The organism is Streptomyces sp. NPDC047315, from assembly GCF_040643215.1.
In the GTDB taxonomy this organism is placed as follows: domain Bacteria; phylum Actinomycetota; class Actinomycetes; order Streptomycetales; family Streptomycetaceae; genus Streptomyces.
Genome location: NZ_JBEYTZ010000001.1, coordinates 1 through 19,842, shown reverse-complemented (window position 1 = coordinate 19,842; position 19,842 = coordinate 1). Strand labels below are relative to the sequence as shown.

At 73.8% G+C, this 19,842-nt stretch carries 17 protein-coding genes; 13 read left to right on the top strand and 4 right to left on the bottom strand.

Going from position 1 to position 19,842, the window contains the following annotated elements:
• Positions 1 to 22: 22 nt before the first annotated feature.
• Positions 23 to 1,909: a hypothetical protein gene (locus ABZ842_RS00085; RefSeq protein ID WP_361528953.1), complete on the top strand. Its 1,887-nt coding sequence runs from the start codon at positions 23 to 25 to the stop codon at positions 1,907 to 1,909.
• A 411-nt stretch (positions 1,910 to 2,320) separates the two neighbouring features.
• Here the strand turns inward: ABZ842_RS00085 and ABZ842_RS00080 are convergent, their stop codons facing one another.
• Complete coding sequence (locus ABZ842_RS00080) at positions 2,321 to 3,157, bottom strand: hypothetical protein (protein ID WP_361528950.1); 837 nt, start codon at positions 3,155 to 3,157, stop codon at positions 2,321 to 2,323.
• A gap of 41 nt (positions 3,158 to 3,198) precedes the next feature.
• On the opposite strand from ABZ842_RS00080, the gene ABZ842_RS00075 reads away from it, so the two are divergent.
• The 4 genes from ABZ842_RS00075 (at position 3,199) to ilvD (ending at position 7,855) form a co-directional block, all read left to right on the top strand.
• Positions 3,199 to 4,158, top strand: a complete 960-nt coding sequence (locus tag ABZ842_RS00075; protein WP_361528947.1) for a Ppx/GppA phosphatase family protein — start codon at positions 3,199 to 3,201, stop codon at positions 4,156 to 4,158.
• Between the two features lie 206 nt (positions 4,159 to 4,364).
• Entirely contained in the window at positions 4,365 to 5,246 is an 882-nt protein-coding gene (locus tag ABZ842_RS00070) for a sugar phosphate isomerase/epimerase (protein WP_361529930.1), read from the top strand.
• Positions 5,243 to 5,887, top strand: a complete 645-nt coding sequence (locus ABZ842_RS00065) for a TetR family transcriptional regulator (RefSeq protein ID WP_361528944.1) — start codon at positions 5,243 to 5,245, stop codon at positions 5,885 to 5,887. The genes ABZ842_RS00070 and ABZ842_RS00065 overlap by 4 nt, the downstream gene beginning before the upstream one ends.
• Before the next feature lie 117 nt (positions 5,888 to 6,004).
• A complete protein-coding gene (gene ilvD / locus ABZ842_RS00060) occupies positions 6,005 to 7,855 on the top strand; it encodes a dihydroxy-acid dehydratase (protein WP_361528941.1) in 1,851 nt (616 codons plus the stop codon).
• A 475-nt stretch (positions 7,856 to 8,330) separates the two neighbouring features.
• On the opposite strand, the gene ABZ842_RS00055 is transcribed toward ilvD, so the two are convergent.
• Positions 8,331 to 10,523, bottom strand: coding sequence for a serine/threonine-protein kinase (locus ABZ842_RS00055; RefSeq protein ID WP_361528938.1), 2,193 nt, complete (start codon positions 10,521 to 10,523; stop codon positions 8,331 to 8,333).
• 135 nt (positions 10,524 to 10,658) lie between these two features.
• On the opposite strand from ABZ842_RS00055, the gene ABZ842_RS00050 reads away from it, so the two are divergent.
• The 8 genes from ABZ842_RS00050 to proC all read left to right on the top strand — a co-directional run bounded on the left by ABZ842_RS00050 (position 10,659) and on the right by proC (position 18,184).
• Entirely contained in the window at positions 10,659 to 10,985 is a 327-nt protein-coding gene (locus ABZ842_RS00050; protein WP_361528935.1) for a peptidase, read from the top strand.
• A 100-nt stretch (positions 10,986 to 11,085) separates the two neighbouring features.
• Positions 11,086 to 11,625, top strand: a complete 540-nt coding sequence (locus tag ABZ842_RS00045) for a hypothetical protein (RefSeq protein ID WP_361529927.1) — start codon at positions 11,086 to 11,088, stop codon at positions 11,623 to 11,625.
• A 511-nt stretch (positions 11,626 to 12,136) separates the two neighbouring features.
• On the top strand, positions 12,137 to 12,922 hold the full coding sequence (locus ABZ842_RS00040; protein WP_361528932.1) for a class I SAM-dependent methyltransferase: 786 nt from the start codon (positions 12,137 to 12,139) through the stop codon (positions 12,920 to 12,922).
• A gap of 58 nt (positions 12,923 to 12,980) precedes the next feature.
• Complete coding sequence (gene sigJ, locus ABZ842_RS00035) at positions 12,981 to 13,859, top strand: RNA polymerase sigma factor SigJ (protein ID WP_361528929.1); 879 nt, start codon at positions 12,981 to 12,983, stop codon at positions 13,857 to 13,859.
• Positions 13,860 to 13,922: 63 nt separating this feature from the next.
• Entirely contained in the window at positions 13,923 to 15,038 is a 1,116-nt protein-coding gene (locus tag ABZ842_RS00030) for an FAD-dependent oxidoreductase (RefSeq protein ID WP_361528926.1), read from the top strand.
• 628 nt (positions 15,039 to 15,666) lie between these two features.
• Complete coding sequence (locus tag ABZ842_RS00025; RefSeq protein ID WP_361528923.1) at positions 15,667 to 16,575, top strand: ABC transporter ATP-binding protein; 909 nt, start codon at positions 15,667 to 15,669, stop codon at positions 16,573 to 16,575.
• On the top strand, positions 16,572 to 17,309 hold the full coding sequence (locus tag ABZ842_RS00020; RefSeq protein ID WP_361528920.1) for an ABC transporter permease: 738 nt from the start codon (positions 16,572 to 16,574) through the stop codon (positions 17,307 to 17,309). Before ABZ842_RS00025 ends, ABZ842_RS00020 begins: the two co-directional genes overlap by 4 nt.
• A gap of 65 nt (positions 17,310 to 17,374) precedes the next feature.
• Positions 17,375 to 18,184 carry a pyrroline-5-carboxylate reductase gene (gene proC / locus ABZ842_RS00015; RefSeq protein ID WP_361528917.1) on the top strand — a complete coding sequence of 270 codons (810 nt, stop codon included), beginning with the start codon at positions 17,375 to 17,377 and terminating at the stop codon, positions 18,182 to 18,184.
• Positions 18,185 to 18,244: 60 nt separating this feature from the next.
• On the opposite strand, the gene trpS is transcribed toward proC, so the two are convergent.
• Positions 18,245 to 19,240, bottom strand: coding sequence for a tryptophan--tRNA ligase (gene trpS / locus ABZ842_RS00010; protein WP_361528914.1), 996 nt, complete (start codon positions 19,238 to 19,240; stop codon positions 18,245 to 18,247).
• A gap of 408 nt (positions 19,241 to 19,648) precedes the next feature.
• The coding region (locus ABZ842_RS00005) for a hypothetical protein (RefSeq protein WP_361528911.1) at positions 19,649 to 19,842 on the bottom strand (194 nt) is incomplete at its 5' end.

Below are 19,842 nucleotides of genomic sequence, written 5' to 3'. Positions count from 1 at the left end.
TACCGGAGCCTACGGTCACGGCGTGACGAGCAGCAGGCCGAACCAGACGACCCGTACGCCCCACGGAACCGGCGCGCACCGCCCGCACCACCGAAGCGCCCCGCGCGCCACCACGCCGGCCCAGCCGACCGCGTCGGGGCCCTCGCCCCGACGCCCGGAGCGGACCGAACGCGCCGCGCGCACCGACGGCCGCACCGAGGGCGGCGAGCGCGCCGAAGGCTCCGAGCGCGCCGAGCGGAGCGCGCGGTTCGAGCGGTACGAGGCGCAGCTCGACGGCCTCTTCACGTACTGCCTCTCCGTCCTGTGCGACCACGACGCCGCCACCGCCGCGCTCGCCGACGCCCTCGCCGTCGCCGACCGCCAGCGCAGCCGCGCGCCGGAGCACGCCTCCCGTCGTACGGCCTGGCTGTACGCCATCGCCCGCTGGACGTGCCTGCGCCGGCTGGCCGAAGGCCGCAGCTCACGGCAGGGCGCGCCGGCCGGCCGGCACGCCGGTCGGCCCACCGGCCGCCACTCGGGCCGACCGGCCGCCCGTCACACGGCCGCCAAGCCCGCGCCCGCGCCCTCCCCTTCTGCGCCCCCTGCGGCCTCCGCCGTGTCCGCTGCGTCCGCCGCGTACGACGTGGACGAAGGCACCGCCGCCCACCGCCGCGCCCAACTCGCGCTCCTCGCCTGGCCCGAAGCCGCCGGCACCACCCCCGAACAGCGCGAAGCCCTGGAACTGGCAGTACGCCACGGGCTCGCCCCGCGGGAAGTCGCCGCCGTCCTCGGCCTGCCCGACGCCGCCGCCCGCGACCTCCTCGCCACCGCCGCCTGCGAGGTCGAACGCACCCGCGCCGCGCTCGCCGTCGTCGAGGCCGGTGCCTGCCCCTCCGTCGCCCACCTCACCGGCGACCACGGCGTCCTGCTCTCCGCCGCGCTCCGCACCGAACTCGTCCGCCACGTCGACGACTGCCCGCGCTGCCGCCGCGCCGCCGAACGCGCCGGCGCCCACGGCCCCTGGCCCGGCGCCACCCCCACCCCCGCCACCCTGCCCCTGGTCCCGGCCCCGCGCGCCGCGCTGCGCCTGGCCGCCGCGCACGCCCCGCGCACCCGCCCCGCCGCGCCCCGCTTCGGTCCCACCGGCTTCCCGCTCGACCCCAAGGACCAGGCCGCCCGCCGCGACCGGCTGCGCGCCCGCGCCGTGACCACCACCGTCGTCGCTGCCGTCGTCGCCGCACCTGTACTCGCGCTCTGGGCGGCGTACCGCGGTGCACCGCTCACCGGCGAGTCCCGCCAGGCCGGCCCCTCCGTCACCGCCACCGACGAAGGCACCGGCAACACCGACGCCGGACCCGCCGACCGCTACGAGAACGCGGGCAACGCCGACACCGCCGACGGTCACGGCTCCGCCGACGGCACCCCCGCGCCCGACGTCTCCGTGGAAGTCCTCAGCCCCGGCGCCGGCGCCTCCGGCCCCGGGCGCCTCACCCTCACCGCGGAGCCCCACCAGGGCGCGACGCGACTCACGCTCACCGCCTCCGGCGGCGCCCCCGTCACCTGGTCCGTACGGGCCGACGCCGGCTGGCTCCGGCTCAGCAGCGCCTCGGGCGTGCTGCACCCCGGCGAGTCCACCGCCGTGTACGTCACCGTCGACCCGGACCGCGAGCCGGCCGGGGCGTGGAGTGCGAGGGTGGCCGTGGCGCCGTCCGGGGCGGTGGTCCGCATCGACGGTCGGGGTGCGCCGAAGCCGCCGACGCACCGTCCGACCAGGCCGGTGACGCCGCGGCCGTCGCCGACGCCGCCGACCACGCCGTCCCCGACGCCCAGCTCGCCGTCCCCGACGCCCTCACCGACGGTCCCGTCACCGACCCCGTCCCCCACGGAGGGCTCCCCGTCCCCGTCGGAACCCCCTTCCGACGCGCCTTAGGACGCGCCCGCGGCGTCAGCGCGGCTGCCTTGGGAGGCGCGGTGGCGCGGTGGCGCCGTGTGGCGTGTGCGGTGACGGCGTCTGCGGCCCGTCTGTGGCTTGTCGCACAGTTCCGCCCCCATGCCCAGAGGGCATGGGGGCGGAACCGCGCGAACAGCCCACCACCGGCCGGTGGAGACCAGCGCTCCCGCCGAGTCATGGCGGTACGTCCAGAGGCACCAGGGGAGCGCGGCCTAGGCCGTGTCTGACAAATCCCGTCTGGGTCGCGGCACCCGGCACGCACACTCGCTGCGTTGTCGGGATCTTCCTGGTACGTCCAGTACGAGGAAGACCCTCCGCCTTGCGATTGCACGCACCGGATGCCGCGGCCCCCGCCCTCAGGGGCGGACGACGCTATTTGTCAGACACGACCTAGTGCTTCTTGGCGTCCGCGGGGTGCGGGGCCAGCAGCGGGAGCTGGGACGACAGGCGGGCCTCGCACAGGGCCGCCAGGACCTCGTACGCCTTCTTGCCCATCAGCTCCGTCAGCTCCGGACGGTAGGTGACGTACACCGGCTCGCCCGCGCCGTGCGCCGACGTCGCCGAGGTGCACCACCAGTGCAGGTCGTGCCCGCCCGGACCCCAGCCGCGCCGGTCGTACTCGCCGATCGAGATCTGGAGCACCTTGGTGTCGTCCGGGCGCTCGATCCAGTCGTACGAGCGCCGCACCGGCAGCTGCCAGCACACGTCCGGTTTCGTCTCCAGCGGCTCCCGCCCCTCCTTCAGGGCCAGGATGTGCAGCGCGCAGCCCGCGCCGCCGGCGAAGCCGGGGCGGTTCTGGAAGATGCAGGAGCCCTTCCAGCGGCGCGTCTGACGGTCCCCGGGATCGCCGTCCTCCGCTTCCTGGGTCCAACCCGTGCGCGTCCCCACGTCGTGGAACTGCCACACCTCGGGCGTGAGCCTGGCCACATGGCCCGCCACCCGCTGCTCGTCCTCGTCGTCCGAGAAGTGCGCACCGAGCGTGCAGCAGCCGTCGTCCGCCCGGCCCGCCTCGATGCCCTGACAGCCGCTCCCGAAGATGCACGTCCACCGGGAAGTCAGCCAGGTCAGGTCACAGCGGAAGACCTGCTCGTCGTCGGCGGGGTCGGGGAACTCCACCCACGCCCGCGGGAAGTCCAGGCCCACCTCGTCGCGTCCGGCCGGGGCCACCGCCTCGGGCCGCTTCGACCGCTCTGCTTTGCCCGGCTTCGCCTTTTTCGTCTTTGGCACAGGTCAAGGGTATGTCCGCGACCGCAGTAGCGTTCGTACTCATGAGACTCGGAGTCCTCGACGTCGGTTCGAACACAGTGCACCTGCTGGTGGTGGACGCGCACCCCGGCGCCCGCCCCCTGCCCGCCCACTCGTACAAGGCGGAACTGCGCCTCGCCGAACTCCTCGACGCCGACGGCGCCATCAGCCCCGCGGGCGTCGAGCGACTCATCGGCACCATCGGCCGGGCCGTGGAGTCGGCGGAGGACCAGGGCTGCGAGCAGGTGCTGTCGTTCGCCACCTCCGCCGTGCGCGAAGCCAGCAACGCCGATCTGGTCCTCGGCCGCGTCAAGACGGACACCGGGGTCGACCTGGAGGTCCTGACCGGGGCGGACGAGGCCCGGCTCACCTTCCTCGCCGCCCGCCGCTGGTTCGGCTGGTCGGCCGGGAAGCTGCTGGTCCTCGACATCGGCGGCGGCTCCCTGGAGATCGCGTACGGCATCGACGAGGAGCCCGACGCGGCCGTCTCCCTGCCGCTGGGCGCGGGCCGGCTCACCGCCGGCATGCTCCCCGGGGACCCGCCCGACCCCGAGGCGGTGCGGGCGCTGCGCCGCCACGTCCGGGCCGAGATCGCCCGTACGGTCGGCGAATTCAGCCGCTTCGGCCCGCCCGACCACATCGTGGCCACCTCCAAGACCTTCAAGCAGCTCGCCCGGATCGCCGGGGCGGCCCGGGAGTCCGACGGGCTGTACCTCCAGCGGGAGCTCAGCCGCAAGGCGCTCCAGGACTGGGTGCCCAAGCTCGCCGCGATGACCGCCGAGCAGCGCGCCGAACTGCCCGGCGTCTCCGCCGGCCGGGCCCGCCAGCTGCTCGCCGGCGCCCTCGTCGCCGAGGCCGCGATGGACCTCTTCGGCGCGCAGGAGCTGGAGATCTGCCCGTGGGCGCTGCGCGAGGGCGTCATCCTGCGGCGGCTGGACCACCTGCCGGCCGCGCCCGCGGTGGGACCGCTGGTCGGCTCGTAACCGCCCGTTCCGTCGGTCGGGACGTCCGCGACCGGACCGCGGCCGGGCTCGCAACCCGGTCGCCGCCCGACCACCGCAACGGTCCGCCGGGACCCCTCCACCGGCCGGCCCGGGCAGCCCGCAGCCCCGCCCCGGCCCGTACGCTGTGTCCCGTGGCAGAACCGGCAACAGACACCGGCGCGGGCGCGACAGCGGCGCCCGCCGCCGTGCGCATCCCGCGGGCGAAGGTCCTGCTGTCCACGGCCTCCGTCTACCCAGAGTCCACCGCGACCGCCTTCGAGGTCGCCGCACGCCTCGGCTACGACGGCGTCGAGGTCATGGTCTGGACGGACCCGGTCAGCCAGGACGTCGAGGCGCTGCGCCGGCTCTCCGACTACCACCAGGTGCCGGTGCACGCCGTCCACGCGCCCTGCCTGCTGATCACCCAGCGGGTCTGGTCCACCGACCCCTGGGTCAAGCTCCAGCGCGCCCGGGCCGCCGCCGAGAAGCTGGGCGCCTCGGCGGTCGTGGTGCACCCGCCGTTCCGCTGGCAGCGGCAGTACGCCCGGGACTTCGTCAGCGGCATCTGGCGGATGGCGGACGAGACGGACGTACGGTTCGCCGTCGAGAACATGTACCCCTGGCGCTACCGCGACCGGGAGCTGCTGGCGTACGCCCCCGAGTGGGACGTCACCAAGGACGACTACCGCCACTTCACGATCGACCTCTCCCACACCGCGACCTCCCGCTCCGACACCCTCGCCATGGTCGACCGCATGGGCGACCGGCTCGGCCACGTCCACCTCGCCGACGGCAAGGGGTCCGCCAAGGACGAGCACCTGGTCCCGGGGCGCGGCGAGCAGCCCTGCGCGGAGCTGCTGGAACGTCTCGCCCGCAGTGGCTACGACGGCCACGTCGTGATCGAGGTGAACACCCGCCGCGCCATGTCCACCGCGGAGCGCGAGGCCGACCTCGCCGAGGCCCTCGCCTTCACCCGGCTGCACCTCGCCTCGCCCGCTGCCGCCGCCGGACCGGCGCACCCCGGACACCCCGGACACCCCGCGCCGCCCGCGCAGGCGGACGCGGCACGCGGAGCGCGCGGCGCATGACGGACGGCACCGCCCCCCGCCGCCGCGGACGCCCCGCCCGTACGGCCGCCGCCCAGGGCCCCGACACCCGCGCCCGGATCCTGGACGCCGCCCGCACCGAGTTCGCCGAGCGCGGCTACGACAAGACGACGATGCGCGGCATCGCCCGGGCCGCCTGCGTGGACGCCGCACTCGTCCACCACTACTTCGGTACGAAGGACGACGTCTTCGCCGCCGCGATCGAGGTCTCCTTCGAGCCGGCGCTCGCCCTCACCGCGATCCTCCAGGAGACCGGTGCCGGCGGCGACGCCCTCGCCGGCATCGGCGAGCGGATGGCCGCCCACTTCATCGGCGTGTGGGAGGACCCCGTCTCCCGCACCCCGCTGCTGGCGATCGTCCGCTCCGCGCTCACCAACGAAGCGGCGGCGGCCGTACTGCGCGGCTTCGTCCTGCGCCGGCTGCTGGAACGGCTCGCCGCGGAGCTCGACGTACCGGACCCCCGGCTACGGGCCGAGCTCGCGGCGGCCCAGATGATCGGCATCGCCGTGCTGCGCTACGTGATCGAGGTGGAGCCGCTGGCGAGCGCCGATCCGCAGGAGATCGTGCGGCTGGTCGCCCCCACCCTGCAGAACTACTTCACCGCGGCCCCGCCCCCGGCGTAGGACGTGCGCCGCCCCGGCGCAGGTCGTCCGGTCCCGCATCCCGGACGGCGCGTCCAGATCTTGGAGCGGCGGCGTAGGCTTTCACGTACTGACCTACCTACCGAGGAGCGAGCGACGATGCCCGAGCTGAGGTCCCGCACTGTCACCCACGGCCGCAACATGGCGGGCGCCCGCGCCCTGATGCGCGCCTCGGGCGTAGCCAGCGCGGACATCGGCAAGCCCATCATCGCCGTGGCGAACTCCTTCACCGAGTTCGTGCCCGGGCACACCCACCTCCAGCCGGTCGGCCGGATCGTCAGCGAGGCGATCAAGGCGGCGGGCGCCATCCCCCGCGAGTTCAACACGATCGCCGTCGACGACGGCATCGCGATGGGCCACGGCGGCATGCTGTACTCCCTGCCGTCCCGCGACCTGATCGCCGACAGCGTGGAGTACATGGTCGAGGCGCACTGCGCCGACGCCCTGATCTGCATCTCCAACTGCGACAAGATCACCCCGGGCATGCTGAACGCCGCGCTGCGGCTGAACATCCCCACGGTCTTCGTCTCCGGCGGCCCCATGGAGGCCGGCCGCGCCACCCTCGTCAACGGCACCGTCCGCAAGCTCGACCTGGTGAACGTGATCGTCGACGCCGTCGACGAGGCCGTCTCCAACGAGGACATGCTGCGCATCGAGGAGAACGCCTGCCCGACCTGCGGCTCCTGTTCCGGCATGTTCACGGCCAACTCCATGAACTGCCTGACCGAGGCCATGGGCCTCTCCCTGCCGGGCAACGGCACCGTCCTCGCCACCCACACCGCGCGCCGCGCCCTGTACGAAGACGCGGGCCGCACGGTCGTCGAGATCACCAAGCGGTACTACGAGGACGACGACGAGAGCGTCCTGCCGCGCTCCATCGCCACCCGCGGCGCGTTCGAGAACGCGATGGCCCTCGACATCGCCATGGGCGGCTCCACCAACACGATCCTCCATCTGCTGGCCGCCGCGCAGGAAGCCGAGCTGGACTACGACCTCGCCGACATCGACGCCGTCTCGCGCCGCGTCCCCTGCCTCGCGAAGGTCGCCCCCAACGTCGCCCCCCAGGGCACGTACTACATGGAGGACGTCCACCGCGCCGGCGGCATCCCCGCGATCCTCGGCGAGCTGTACCGCGCCGGCATGCTGAACGAGGACGTCCACGCCGTCCACGCCCCGTCCATCAAGCAGTGGCTGGACACCTGGGACGTCCGCGGCGGCTCCCCGTCGCCCGAAGCGGTCGAGCTGTGGCACGCGGCCCCCGGCTGCGTCCGCTCCGCCGAAGCCTTCTCCCAGTCCGAGCGGTGGGAGACCCTCGACACCGACGCGGCCGACGGCTGCATCCGCGACGCCGCGCACGCCTACAGCAAGGACGGTGGCCTCGCCGTCCTCAAGGGCAACCTCGCCGTCGACGGCTGCGTCGTGAAGACCGCGGGCGTCGACGAGTCGATCTGGACCTTCGAAGGCCCCGCCGTCGTCTGCGACTCCCAGGAAGCCGCCGTCGACAAGATCCTCACCAAGCAGATCAAGGAAGGCGACGTCGTCGTCATCCGCTACGAGGGCCCCCGCGGCGGCCCCGGCATGCAGGAGATGCTCTACCCCACGTCCTTCCTCAAGGGCCGCGGCCTCGGCAAGGCGTGCGCCCTGGTCACCGACGGCCGCTTCTCCGGTGGCACGTCCGGGCTGTCCATCGGCCACGCCTCCCCCGAGGCGGCGTCCGGCGGCACGATCGCGCTCGTCGAGGACGGCGACCGCATCCGCATCGACATCCCCAACCGCACGATCGACCTCCTCGTCCCCGACGACGAACTCGCGGCGCGCCGCGAGGCGCTGGGCGGCGTGTACGCGCCCAAGGGCCGCGAGCGCAAGGTCTCCGCGGCGCTCCGGGCGTACGCGGCGATGGCCACGAGCGCGGACCGCGGCGCAGTCCGCGACGTGACCCGCCTGCCGTGACCCGCCTGCTGTGACGCGCCGGACACCCACGCCCTTCGGGCGTGGGTGTCCTCTTGCCGGGGCGCGAAGCGCCCCTGAGTTTCCCGCCCGGAGGGCGTGGTGGTTGGGGCGCTGGGGGACCCCACGCCCCTACAACGCCTACCCCAGCCCGCTGACGAATGACGGGCGAAGCGAATCAGGGGCGCGGGGAACTGCGCGCTCAGACACAGTTGTCCCGCAGAGACGAACGTGCCCGCAGGGCTACGGCGAGTCCGTGAGGGCGCAGTTCCTACGGCTGGCTTCCTGTCCTTGGACATCACGGCCGTTTCCCTGCGGGAGCGTTGATGTCCACAGACCGTAGACGGCTGGTCGCGCAGTTCCGCCCCCTACGCCCTGGGGGCGTGGGGGACCCCCAGCGCCCCCAGCGCCCCGCCCTTCGGGCGGGAACCGGGACGCTTCGCGCCCGTGGGTCCGGGCCTGCGGCCCGGACCGGGGGCTACCAGGTGGCGGGGGCGGTCGCGGGGACGCGGAGGACCACGCCGCTCGGCGCGCCGGAGACGACGCCGGTGCCGGCCAGCACCGGCGCCGGCAGGTAGGACGTGTACGTGTTCTCGCCCCCGTCCATGCGGGGATCGGTCTGCCCGGTGTACGACCCCTTCGCCGCGTCCACCGCCAACAGCCTCCCGTCCCCCGCGCTCACGTACACCGCCCGCGCATCCGCCGTCGGGCGGGACAACTGCGTCGCGCCGGTCTCCATCCGCCACAACTGCTTCGCGCCCCGCACCGCGAGCAGCGAGCCGCCCGCACCGCTCAGGTACACCACGTCACCGACGACCGCGGCCTGGGCCTGGGGGACGGGCGCCGGTAGGCGGGTGCGCGCGGCCGGCGCAGTGGGGCCGGTGAGCCGTACGACCTCCTTCGTGTCCCCGGCCTCGTCCACCGCGTGCAGGTACAGGACGCCGCCGGAGACCCCCGCCGGCCGCAGCGCCCCCGCGACCTGCTTCTCCCAGCGCGCCGCGCCCGTCGCGAGGTCGACCGCGGTGACGGTGGACGCGGACCCGTCGGCCGTCGCCGTCACGGCGTAACCGAGATCGCCGCCGCCCACCCACTCCGTGCCCGCGCCCGCGCCGCCGTGCCGGCCCTGCCACAGCTCCCGGCCGGTCCGCGCGTCCAGCGCCCGTATCCGGCCGTCGGCCCTGCCCAGCAGCACCACGTCGCCGACGTGCCGCACGGAGGAGTACGCGGTGGTCGGCGCCGACCACCGCACCTGCCCGTTCGCCGGATCGAGTGCTTCTGTCCGCTGCCCGCCGGGCGACCGCACGTGCACCAGGCCGCCCGCGACGACCGGCGCCCGCGGCCCGACCGACGTCGGCCCGGAGCCGGCGTCCCGCGACCACGTCGTCCGCCCCGTCGCCGGATCGAGCCGCGCCGCCGCGACCCCCGGCGCGGCGCAGTACAGCGCGGCGCCCTTCGACGCGTACGTGCACGCCGGCGTGCGCTCCTCGCCGCGCCCGTCGCCGAGTCGTACGTCCCACGCCGATGGCGCCTCCGTGCCCGAACCGGCGCCCTGCGTGCCCTGCGCCGCGGCCCCCGACCCGCCCTCGTCGCCCCCGCCTCGCGTGACGACGCCGGTCACCACCGCGGCCACCACGGCCGCGGCCAGCCCGAGAGCCACCCACCGCCGCCGGCCGGAAGGCGCCGACGGTGCCGGTGGGGCCGGTACGACCGACGCCTCCGGCACCTCTGGCACCTCTGGCACCTCTGGCACCTCTGGCGCCCGCTCCCGCGGGTCCGGCGTGCGCGGCAGCGGCACGTACGCCTGGGTGTCGTACGCCGCCGACGGCGACGCCGCCTCCCGCAGCTCCGCCATCACCTCGTTCGGCGTCGGCCGCCGCACCGGGTCCTTCGCCAGGCAGCGGCTTATCAGCGGCACGAGAGCGGGCGGAACCCCCGTCAGATCGGGCTCGTCGTGGACCACTTGGTACGCCACGACGTACGGGCTGTCCGAGTCGAAGGGCCCCCGCCCCGTCAGCGCGTGCACCAGCACCGAGCCCATCGCGAACACGTCCGCCTCGGGCCCGACCTCCCTCGGCCGCTGGAACTGCTCGGGCGCCATGAAGGGCGGCGTGCCGATCAGCTTCCCCGTCTCCGTGCGCAGATCGCTGTCCACGGGCCGGGAGATGCCGAAGTCGATGACCTTCGGGCCGTCGGCGGCCAACAGCACGTTGCTCGGCTTCAGATCGCGGTGGACCACGCCGGCGCGATGGATGTCCCGCAGCGCCTCGGCGAGCCCGGCGCCCGCCCTGCGTACCTCGTCGACGTCCAACGGACCGTTCCGCTTCACCCGGTCCGCGAGGGTGGGGCCATCGATGAACAGCGTCGCCATCCACGGCCGTCGGGCATCGGGGTCGGCGTCCACGACGGGCGCGGTGAAGGCTCCGCTGACCCGCCGCGCCGCTGCGACTTCCTGTCGGAAACGCGCTCTGAACTCGGAGTCCGTGGCGTGCTCGGCGTGAATCACCTTCACCGCGAGCCGTAGCCCCGACGCGGAGGTGGCCAGGTGCACCACGCCCATCCCGCCGGTCCCGAGCCAGGATTCGAGGTGGTACTGACCGGCGTACGCGGGCCCCGATTCCGGTTCCGGTTGACTGCCTCCCGGGAAACCCCCGGCGCTACGCAGCGGTGGCATCTCCCACCCCCACCTCGCTCGTGCGCCTGCGCGATCCCACGGAGCCTAGTCGATGGTCAGTGCGAGTCGGGTGTGGCCGCGGCCGGGCGAGCCGCGTACCGTGACCCACGCACTTCCACCAACGGGGGGATTTCCATGGCATTTGACGAAGTGCGGCCCGAAGCCGACGAATCCACCGGTCCGCAGACCCTGACGGCCGACGCCGTCGCCGCCGCCGCGAAGCGCTACCCGGTCGCCCCGGGCGTCGCGCTGAAGGTCCGCTCGGGCCCCGGCACCCAGTACGACCACGTCCGCACCCTGCCGGTGGGCGCCAGCGTGCGGATCTTCTGCCAGAAGCCGGGGCAGGCCGTGAAGGGCCCGTACGGCACCTCCCGGATCTGGGACAACATCGGCAACGGCGAGTTCGTCTCGGACGCCTACGTACGGACCGGCAGCGACGGCTACGTGGCCATCCGCTGCTGACGCCCACGACGCGCCACCTCCGACCGGGCCCGCCCCGCCTGTGGGGATAATCGAGACCGTGAGCGAGCAGCAGCAGACGGGCGACGGCACCAGCGCGAGCATGGGCACGGGAGCGGGAGTAGGCGGCGACGGCGGCACGGCCGCCGGCCCGCAGCCCGAACCCATCCGCTTCTTCGGCACGACCTGGGTCGACCACGACCAGGGCTACGGCCTGCGTCGCGCGGGCGTCGCCGCCGGCGCGCTCGCCGCGGCGGTCGTCGGCGCCTTCGCGCTGCGCCTGGGCTACGAGGGCCTGGCGATCGCCGAGGTCGGCGGCTTCCTGAACGCCCTGGTCGTCGTGATGTTCGCGGTGTGCAGCGCGATCGCCTTCCGCAAGACCTGGGAGGGCTTCACCCGCCGCCCGACGGGCGCCGCGACCCCGGACGCCCTGCGCTCCCTGAACACCATCGGCTTCATCGGCGTCCTCCTCGCGTGGTTCTTCCGCACGCTGAAGGAGGCGCCGGGGGAGAAGCTGCACCGTGAGGAGTACGAGACGGCCCGCGTCCAATACGACAAGCGCCGCCGCTCCCGCACGGGCAACCCCGCGGCCCGCGCCGGCGACCGCGGAAGCCAGCGCAAGCCGAAGCGCAAGCAGCGCTAGGGCCTGCCTTACGGATGTGTCCCTGGCGCCGTTCCCCCTGGGCCTTCTGCCCGGGAGGTGCCCCCACTCCGCGTTGTCGTCGGTCGCCCATGGCCCCCTGCGCCCTGCGGGCACGGAGGTACCTCCACCGCATTGCCCCCCTGATCCAGCCTGATCCGTAAGACGGACCCGAGGTCGTGTCCGCGAGGTCCCGCGCGCGTTCCTGGGCCTTTGGACGTAGCCGCCGTTTCCCGGGGGAGCGCGGGTCGCAGACGCCATGACCGCACGCGCACCACGGCGCCAACGCGCCCGCCAAGGCCCGGCACTGCCGCACGGGCCTCGCGGGACTCCGCGGACACGACCTAGCCGCACGCGAGCGGCGCTAGCCGGAGCGCAAGCCGAGCCAACCGCAGCGCAAGCCGCGCGCAGCGCCAACCGCCGCGCCAAAGGCTTCGCAAGGCGGCCCGTCGGCTCGGGCCCCGATCACCCGCCCCAGGCGTGAAACGCCCCTCCCGCGGCCAGGATCCCCACCATGAGCAACCACGCCTCCACGCCCGTCCACACCCAGTACGACCGCGCCCGCTCCTTCGACACCGTCGCCGCCCGGTACGCCGCCGCCCGCCCCGGCTACCCGCCCGCCCTCTTCGACGTGGTCGAGGAGCTGACCGGCCGCCCCCTGCGCGGCTCGCACGTCGTCGACGTCGGCGCGGGCACCGGCATAGCGAGCAGACTGCTGCACGAGCGCGGCGCCCGCGTCACCGCCGTGGAGCCCGGCGCCGGCATGGCGTACGAATTCCGCCGCACGCTCCCCGACGTCCCGCTGGTGCGCGCCGTGGGCGACGCCCTCCCGCTCGTCGACGGCTGCGCCGACCTCATCACGTACGCCCAGGCGTGGCACTGGACGGACCCCCGCCGCTCCGTCCCCGAGGCGCTGCGCGTGCTGCGCCCCGGCGGTGCGCTCGCCCTGTGGTGGAACGTCGCCGACACCACCGCCCCCTGGGTCGCGGCCCAGCACGAGCGGCTGCGCCGCGCCATGCCGGCCTGGAGCCACGGCGCCCCGGGCCCCGCCCGCGACCTCCCCGCGCCGTTGCGCCCGATGGAGCGCACGGTCCGCTGGTCCCGCGCCGTGCCGCTCGCGACCCACCTCGACAACCTCGCCAGCCACTCCCTCCTCCTCACCCTCGGCGCGGCGGCGGAGGACGTCCTCGCGCAGGAGCGGGCCGCGCTGCTGAAGGTCTTCCCGGACGGGCTGGTCCGCGAGGAGTACGCGATCGAGCTGACTGTCACAATCGCCGCCACCGGTTCGTCCACTCGGTGACGACGGCGGTCGGAGCACCGGCCGCCGACCACCGGACACCGTGCACGGAGGAACGACCATGGCCGAGCTGATCCTCTTCGAACAGCAGCGCAGCCGCCTGTGGGGCATCGCGTACCGGATCACCGGCTCCGTGGCCGACGCGGACGACGCCGTCCAGGACGCCTGGCTGCGCTGGCAGCGGCTGCCGGACGACGAGGTCGACGACCCCGGCGCGTATCTGACGACCGTGGTCAGCCGCATCTGCTACGACCAGCTCACCTCCGCCCGCGCCCGGCGCGAGTCGTACGTCGGGCCCTGGCTGCCGGAGCCCGTGGTCACCGACTGCGGCCCCGAGGACCGGGTCACGCTCGACGAGTCCGTGGGCATCGCCCTGCTGACCGTCCTGGAGCGGCTTACCCCGGCCGAGCGCACCGCGTTCATCCTGCACGACGTCTTCGCAGTGCCCTTCCAGGAGATCGCGGACGTCGTCGGACGCACGTCGGGGTCCGTGCGCCAACTCGCCTCCCGCGCCCGCCGCCGGGTGCGGGACGAGGCGCCCCGCCACACGGTCGACCACGTCGAGCACCGCCGTACGGTCGACGCGTTCCTCACCGCGGTCACCGGCGGCGACCTGGACGGGCTGCTGGAGCTCCTCGACCCGGAGGTCGTGTGGCGCTCGGACGGCGGCGGGAAGGTGTTCGCGGCCCGGGTCCCGATCGTGGGCCGTACCGAGGTCGCCCGTTTCATCGACCGTCTGATGCGCTCCTTCGTCCCCGGCCGTACCTGGCTCGCCCCGTACGACGTGAACGGCTCGCCCGGGCTCGTGCTCGGCGACCCGGAGGAGGGCTGGGAGGCGGTGTACGGCTTCACCGTCCACGACGGCCGCATCGTCCGCATCGACGTCGTACTGAACCCGGACAAGCTCGGCCACCTCGACTTCGAGGCCCTGGGCCCCTGAGGCCCGTACGCCTCAGGCGCGGGCCGGCCGTCACACTTTCCCGGCCCGCGTCGTCTCCCGGGCATGACGACCACACGCAAGACCACCGCCGACGACGAGAACGCGCTCCGGGTCATCGTCGTGGGCGCGGGGTACGCCGGGCTGCTCGCCGCCCTCCGCCTCGCCCCGCACGCCCGGGTGACCCTCGTCGACCCCAGCGACCGCTTCACCGAACGCGTCCGGCTGCACGAGCTGGCCGCGGCCCGCGCGGACGTCAGCCACCCCCTGGCGCAGCTCCTGCGCGGCACCGGCGTACGCCACGTGGCCCGGCGCGCCACCGCGATCGACCCGGCCGCCCGCACGGTCACCACCGACGGCGGCGGGACGCTCCCGTACGACCGGCTGGTGTACGCGCTCGGCAGCCGCACCGGCGCCGAGTCCGACGGGCGTGTCCACACGGCCGAGACCGCCGATGCGCTGCGCCGGCGGATGCGGCGCGCACCCGGTTCGCTCGCCGTGGTCGGCGGCGGCCTCACCGGCATCGAAATGGCCGCCGAGCTGGCCGAGACCTACCCCGACTGGTCGGTGCGCCTGTTGACCGCGGGCAACATCGCCGCCGGCCACTGCGACCGGGGCCGTGCGCACGTCCGCAAGACGCTGACGGCACGCGGCGTCCGCATCGAGGAGGGCGCCGCCGTCCCCGACGCGGACGCCGTCGACGCCGACGCCGTCGTCTGGGCCGGCTCGATGGTCCCCAACGTCGCCCTGGCCGCCACCGCGGGCCTGGAGATCGCGCCCGCTTCGGGCCGGGTCGCCGTGGACGCCGCCCTGCGCTCCGTCTCCCACCCGGAGATCCTGGCGGTGGGGGACACCGCCGCCGCGCACTCGCCGCGCGCCGGCGCCCTGCGGATGGGCTGCGCCACTGCGCTGCCCACCGGTAACCACGCGGCCTCGGTGATCATCGCCGAGCAGCGCGGTCGTGAGCCGCAGCCGCTGAAGTTCCGCTATCTGCTCCAGTGCGTCAGTCTGGGGCGCCGGGACGCGCTGGTGCAGTCCGTACGTCCCGACGACTCGCCGCGCGACCGGATCCTGACGGGCCGGGTCGCCGCGGGCGTCAAGGAGCAGATCGTCCGCTCCACGGTCCACACCCTCCACCTGGCCCGCCGCCGCCCCGCCCTGGCAGCCCGCCTTCTGGGCTAGGCCGTGTCTGACGAATCCCGTCTGGGTCGCGGCACCCGGCACGCACACTCGCTGCGTTGTCGGGATCTTCCTGGTACGTCCAGTACGAGGAAGACCCTCCGCCTTGCGATTGCACGCACCGGATGCCGCGGCCCCCGCCCTCAGGGGCGGACGACGCTATTTGTCAGACACGACCTAGGCCCCGGACATAGCCACGCCTCCCCTGCGCGTCCCGGTGGTGGATTGCCCGCGCAGTCCACCCCCTGGCCCCCGGAGGGCCTGGGGGGCCTCAACTCCCGAACCCCATCGTCGTTTCCCTTCGGGAGTCATGCCCCCTGCGGCCCGGCGGTGGGTTGCTCGCGCAGTTCCCCGCGCCCCTGATTCGCTTCCCCTTTCGTTTGTCTGCGGGCTGGGGGTGGAGGTGTTTAGCGGGCGCTGGTGATCCCCACGCCCTCTGGGGCAGGGGTGCGGGGAACTGCGCGACAAGCCCACCGCCAGGCCGCAGGGGGCATGACCGCACAAGTGCCACGGCGCCACGGCGCTACCGCGCCCGAGGGCGGGCCGCCGGGACCGCGCCCGCAGGCGGCCCCGGCGGCCCGCAGACCGCCCGGCCTTGACGCCCCGCACCCCCGCGAGGATTATTCATCACATGATGAATTTCTTCGGGGGGTCCGGGGCGTCCCGGAGCGCCCCGCCGCACGCACCGCGCAGCACCACCGCACCCGCATCCCCACCCGCACCGACCCACATCGCCCTCCTCGCCCGCGACCTCACCGTCACCCGCGGAACCCGCGGCGATCGCCGCCCCCGCACCGTCCTGCGCTCCCTCGACTTCACCGTCCCCACCGGCCGCATCACCGGCCTCCTCGGCCCCTCCGGCTGCGGCAAGACCACCCTCATGCGCACCGTCGTCGGCACCCAGGCCCGGGTCAGCGGCGAACTGCGGATACTCGGCCGCCCCGCCGGCGCCCCCGCACTGCGCTCCCGCATCGGGTACGTCACCCAAGCGCCCTCCGTCTACGAAGACCTCACCGTCCGCCAGAACCTGGAGTACTTCGCCGCCGTCCTCCACCCCGGCCGACACCGCCGCGCCGAACGCCGCGCACACGTCACCCGCGCCATCGCCGACGTCGCCCTCACCGCGCACGCCGACTCCCTCGCCGGCCGCCTCTCCGGCGGACAGAAAGGACGCGTCTCCCTGGCCGTCGCCCTCCTCGGCACCCCCGAACTCCTCGTACTCGACGAACCCACCGTCGGACTCGACCCCGTCCTCCGCCGTGACCTGTGGGACCTCTTCCACCGCCTCGTCGACGAACACGGCACCACGCTCCTCGTCTCCTCCCACGTCATGGACGAAGCAGAGCGCTGCCACCGCCTCCTCCTCATGCGCGACGGCGCGATCCTCGCCGAGGACACCCCCGCCGACCTGCGCCACCGCACCGGCACCGACTCCGTCGAATCCGCCTTCCTCCACCTCGTCGACGCCGCCAACGCCACCGACACCACCTCGCCCGAGCACCAACAACCCGAGCACCAACAAGAGGAGACGGCCCGATGAGCCGCGCCCGCACCCTCGCCACCGCCGCCCGCGTCCTGCGCCAACTCCGCCACGACCGCCGGTCCGTCGCCCTGATGCTGCTCGTCCCCTGCGCGATGCTCCTGCTCCTGGCGTACGTCTTCGACGGCAGCCCCGAGACCTTCGACTCCGTCGGCGCGTCCCTGCTCGGCGTCTTCCCCCTGATCACCATGTTCTTGGTGACGTCCGTCGCCACCCTGCGCGAACGCACATCGGGAACCCTCGAACGACTCCTCGCACTCCCCCTCGCCAAGGGCGACCTCATCGCCGGCTACGCCCTCGCCTTCGGACTCGTCGCCGTCCTCCAGTCACTCCTCGCCACCGGACTCGCCCTCTTCGTCCTCGGCCTCGACGTCGTCGGCCCGCCCTGGCTGCTGCTGGTCGTCGCGCTCCTCGACGCCCTCCTCGGCACCGCACTCGGACTCTTCGTCTCCGCCTTCGCCGCCTCGGAGTTCCAGGCCGTCCAGTTCATGCCGGCGGTGATCTTCCCCCAGCTCCTGCTCTGCGGCCTGTTCGCACCGCGCCCCGCGATGCACCCCGTGCTCGAAGCCGTCTCCAACGCACTCCCGATGTCGTACGCCGTCGACGCCATGGCGGAGGTCCAGCGCCACACCGCCGTCACCGGCGACTTCGTCCGCGACACCGCGGTCGTCGCCGGCTGCGCGGTGCTCGTGCTCGCCCTCGGCGCCGCCACCCTCCGCCGCCGCACGGCCTGATCCCCACCGATGGGAGGATGACCGCAGCAACTCCCAGCACCCCCAGCGGCGAGGTGAACAGAGCCATGACCCAGACAGTCGCAGTGCTCGGCACGGGCAAGATCGGCGAAGCCCTGCTCAGCGGCATGATCCGCGCCGGCTGGCGCCCCGCGGACCTCCTGGTCACCACCCGCCGCGGCGACCGCGCCGAAGAGCTCCGCACCCGCTACGGCGTCGAGCCGGTCACCAACGCCGAAGCCGCCAAGCGCGCCGACACCCTCATCGTGGCCGTCAAGCCCCAGGACATGGGCAAGCTCCTCGACGAACTAGCCCCGCACCTGCCCGCCGACCGCCTCGTCATCAGCGCCGCGGCCGGCATCCCCACCGGCTTCATCGAGGAACGCCTCACCGCCGGCACCCCCGTCGTCCGCGTCATGCCGAACACGCCCGTCCTCGTTGACGAGGGCATGTCCGTCATCTCCGCCGGCAACCACGCCACCGCCGCCCACGTCGCCCACGCCGAAGAGATCTTCGGCAGCGTCGGCAAGACGCTCCGCGTCCCCGAGTCCCAGCAGGACGCCGCCACCGCCCTCTCCGGCTCCGGTCCGGCGTACTTCTACTTCCTCGTCGAAGCCATGACGGACGCCGGCATCCTCCTCGGCCTGCCCCGCGCCCAGGCCCACGACCTCATCGTGCAGGCCGCCATCGGCGCCGCCGTGATGCTCCGCGACAGCGGCGAACACCCCGTCAAGCTCCGCGAAGCCGTCACCTCCCCGGCCGGCACCACCATCAGCGCCATCCGCGAACTGGAGAACCACGGCGTGCGCGCCGCCCTGATCGCCGCGCTCGAAGCCGCCCGCGACCGCAGCCGCGAACTCGCCTCCGGCAACGGCTGACCGCCCCGCGTGCCCCCGTGCGGCCCTCCCGGGACGGGAAGACCGCACAGGGGCCCACCCCTACCCGGGCAGCAGACCGATCGCGGCGTACGCGGCGTCCACCCTCGGCCGCGCCAGCTCCCGCGCCCGATCGGCCCCCTTGCGCAGCACCTCGTCGACGTACGCACCGTCCGCCGCCAGCTCGGCGTGCCGCTCCCGCACCGGCCGCAGCACCTCCACCACCGCGTCGGCCACGTCCCGCTTCAGCGCTCCGTACGACGCGTACGCCCCGGCCAGCTCCCCGGGCTCCCCACCGGTGCAGGCGGCCAGCACCTCCAGCAGGTTCGCCACCCCCGGGCTGCCCTCCCGGTCGTACGCGACCTCCGTCCCGCTGTCCGTCCGGGCCCGCATCACCTTCCGCCGCACCTGGTCCGGGTCGTCCAGCAGATAGACGATCCCCGCCCCCGACTCATGGGACTTCCCCATCTTCGACGTCGGGTCCTGGAGGTCCATCACACGCGCCGCAACCCCCGGATGCGTCGCCTTCGGCACGGTGAAGGTGTGCCCGTACCGCTGGTTGAACCGCACCGCCAGGTCCCGCGTCAGCTCCACGTGCTGCGTCTGGTCCTCCCCGACCGGCACCTCGTCCGTCCCGTAGGCCAGGATGTCCGCCGCCATCAGTACGGGGTACGTGAGCAGCGACAGCCGTACGCTCTGCCCGGCCGCCCGCGCCTGCGCGCCCTTCTCCTTGTACTGGATCATCCGCCGCAGCTCGCCGTCCGTGGCCGTGCACTCCAGCAGGTACGACAGCCGGGTGTGCTCACCCACGTGGCTCTGGACGTAGACCGTGCACCGCTCCGGTTGCAGCCCCACGGCCAGCAGCAGCGACGCCGCCTGAAGGCTGAGCCGCCGCACGCGGGCCGGGTCGTGCTCCATCGTCAGCGCGTGCAGGTCCACGACGCTGAACAGCGCGTCCGCCCTGTGCTGGTCGACCTCCACCCAGCGGCGCATCGCCCCGAGGTAGTTGCCCAGCGTCAGATGCCCCGTGGGCTTGACCCCGCTGAAGATCCTCGGCATCTCGTTCTCCCTCTTCTCCCGGTGGAGCCCCCGCACCCGGCGGGTTCCACTCCCTGAGGGGGAGAAACGAGAACGGCCGCCGAGGCGGCGGCCGTTGTGTACGCGTCTGTGCCGGCCGCCGTCAGGCGGCCCACCACTGAAGGAAGCACGTACGCGTTGTCATGGGAGGTGACTCTAGCGGACCACGACCCGGATTTGACAGCCCACCGGGCGGCTCCGTAAGGTTCTCCGAGTTGTCCGACGTGAGCGCCGACCCAGGTTGGTCCCCGGACGACCATTCCGCAAGACACACTACGAACGAGCGATGGTCTCTGTCGCCTGCTTTTCGGTGCGCTTTTGTGGAATGAGGAATCCGCGTTCGAGAGAACGCAGCCCGATTAGCGTCGGGGCCGGGAATCCGCTAAAGTCTCACTCGTCGGAAGGGCCGAGAGGCCGGGAAGACAAAAACCCCGAGTTTCGACCGGGAATCAGGCCCGAAAGGATCTGATAGAGTCGGAAACGCAAGACCGAAGGGAAAAGCCCGGAGGGTCCTGGAAGGGACTCGAAGGAAGCGTCCGTTCCTTGAGAACTCAACAGCGTGCCAAAAGTCAACGCCAGATATG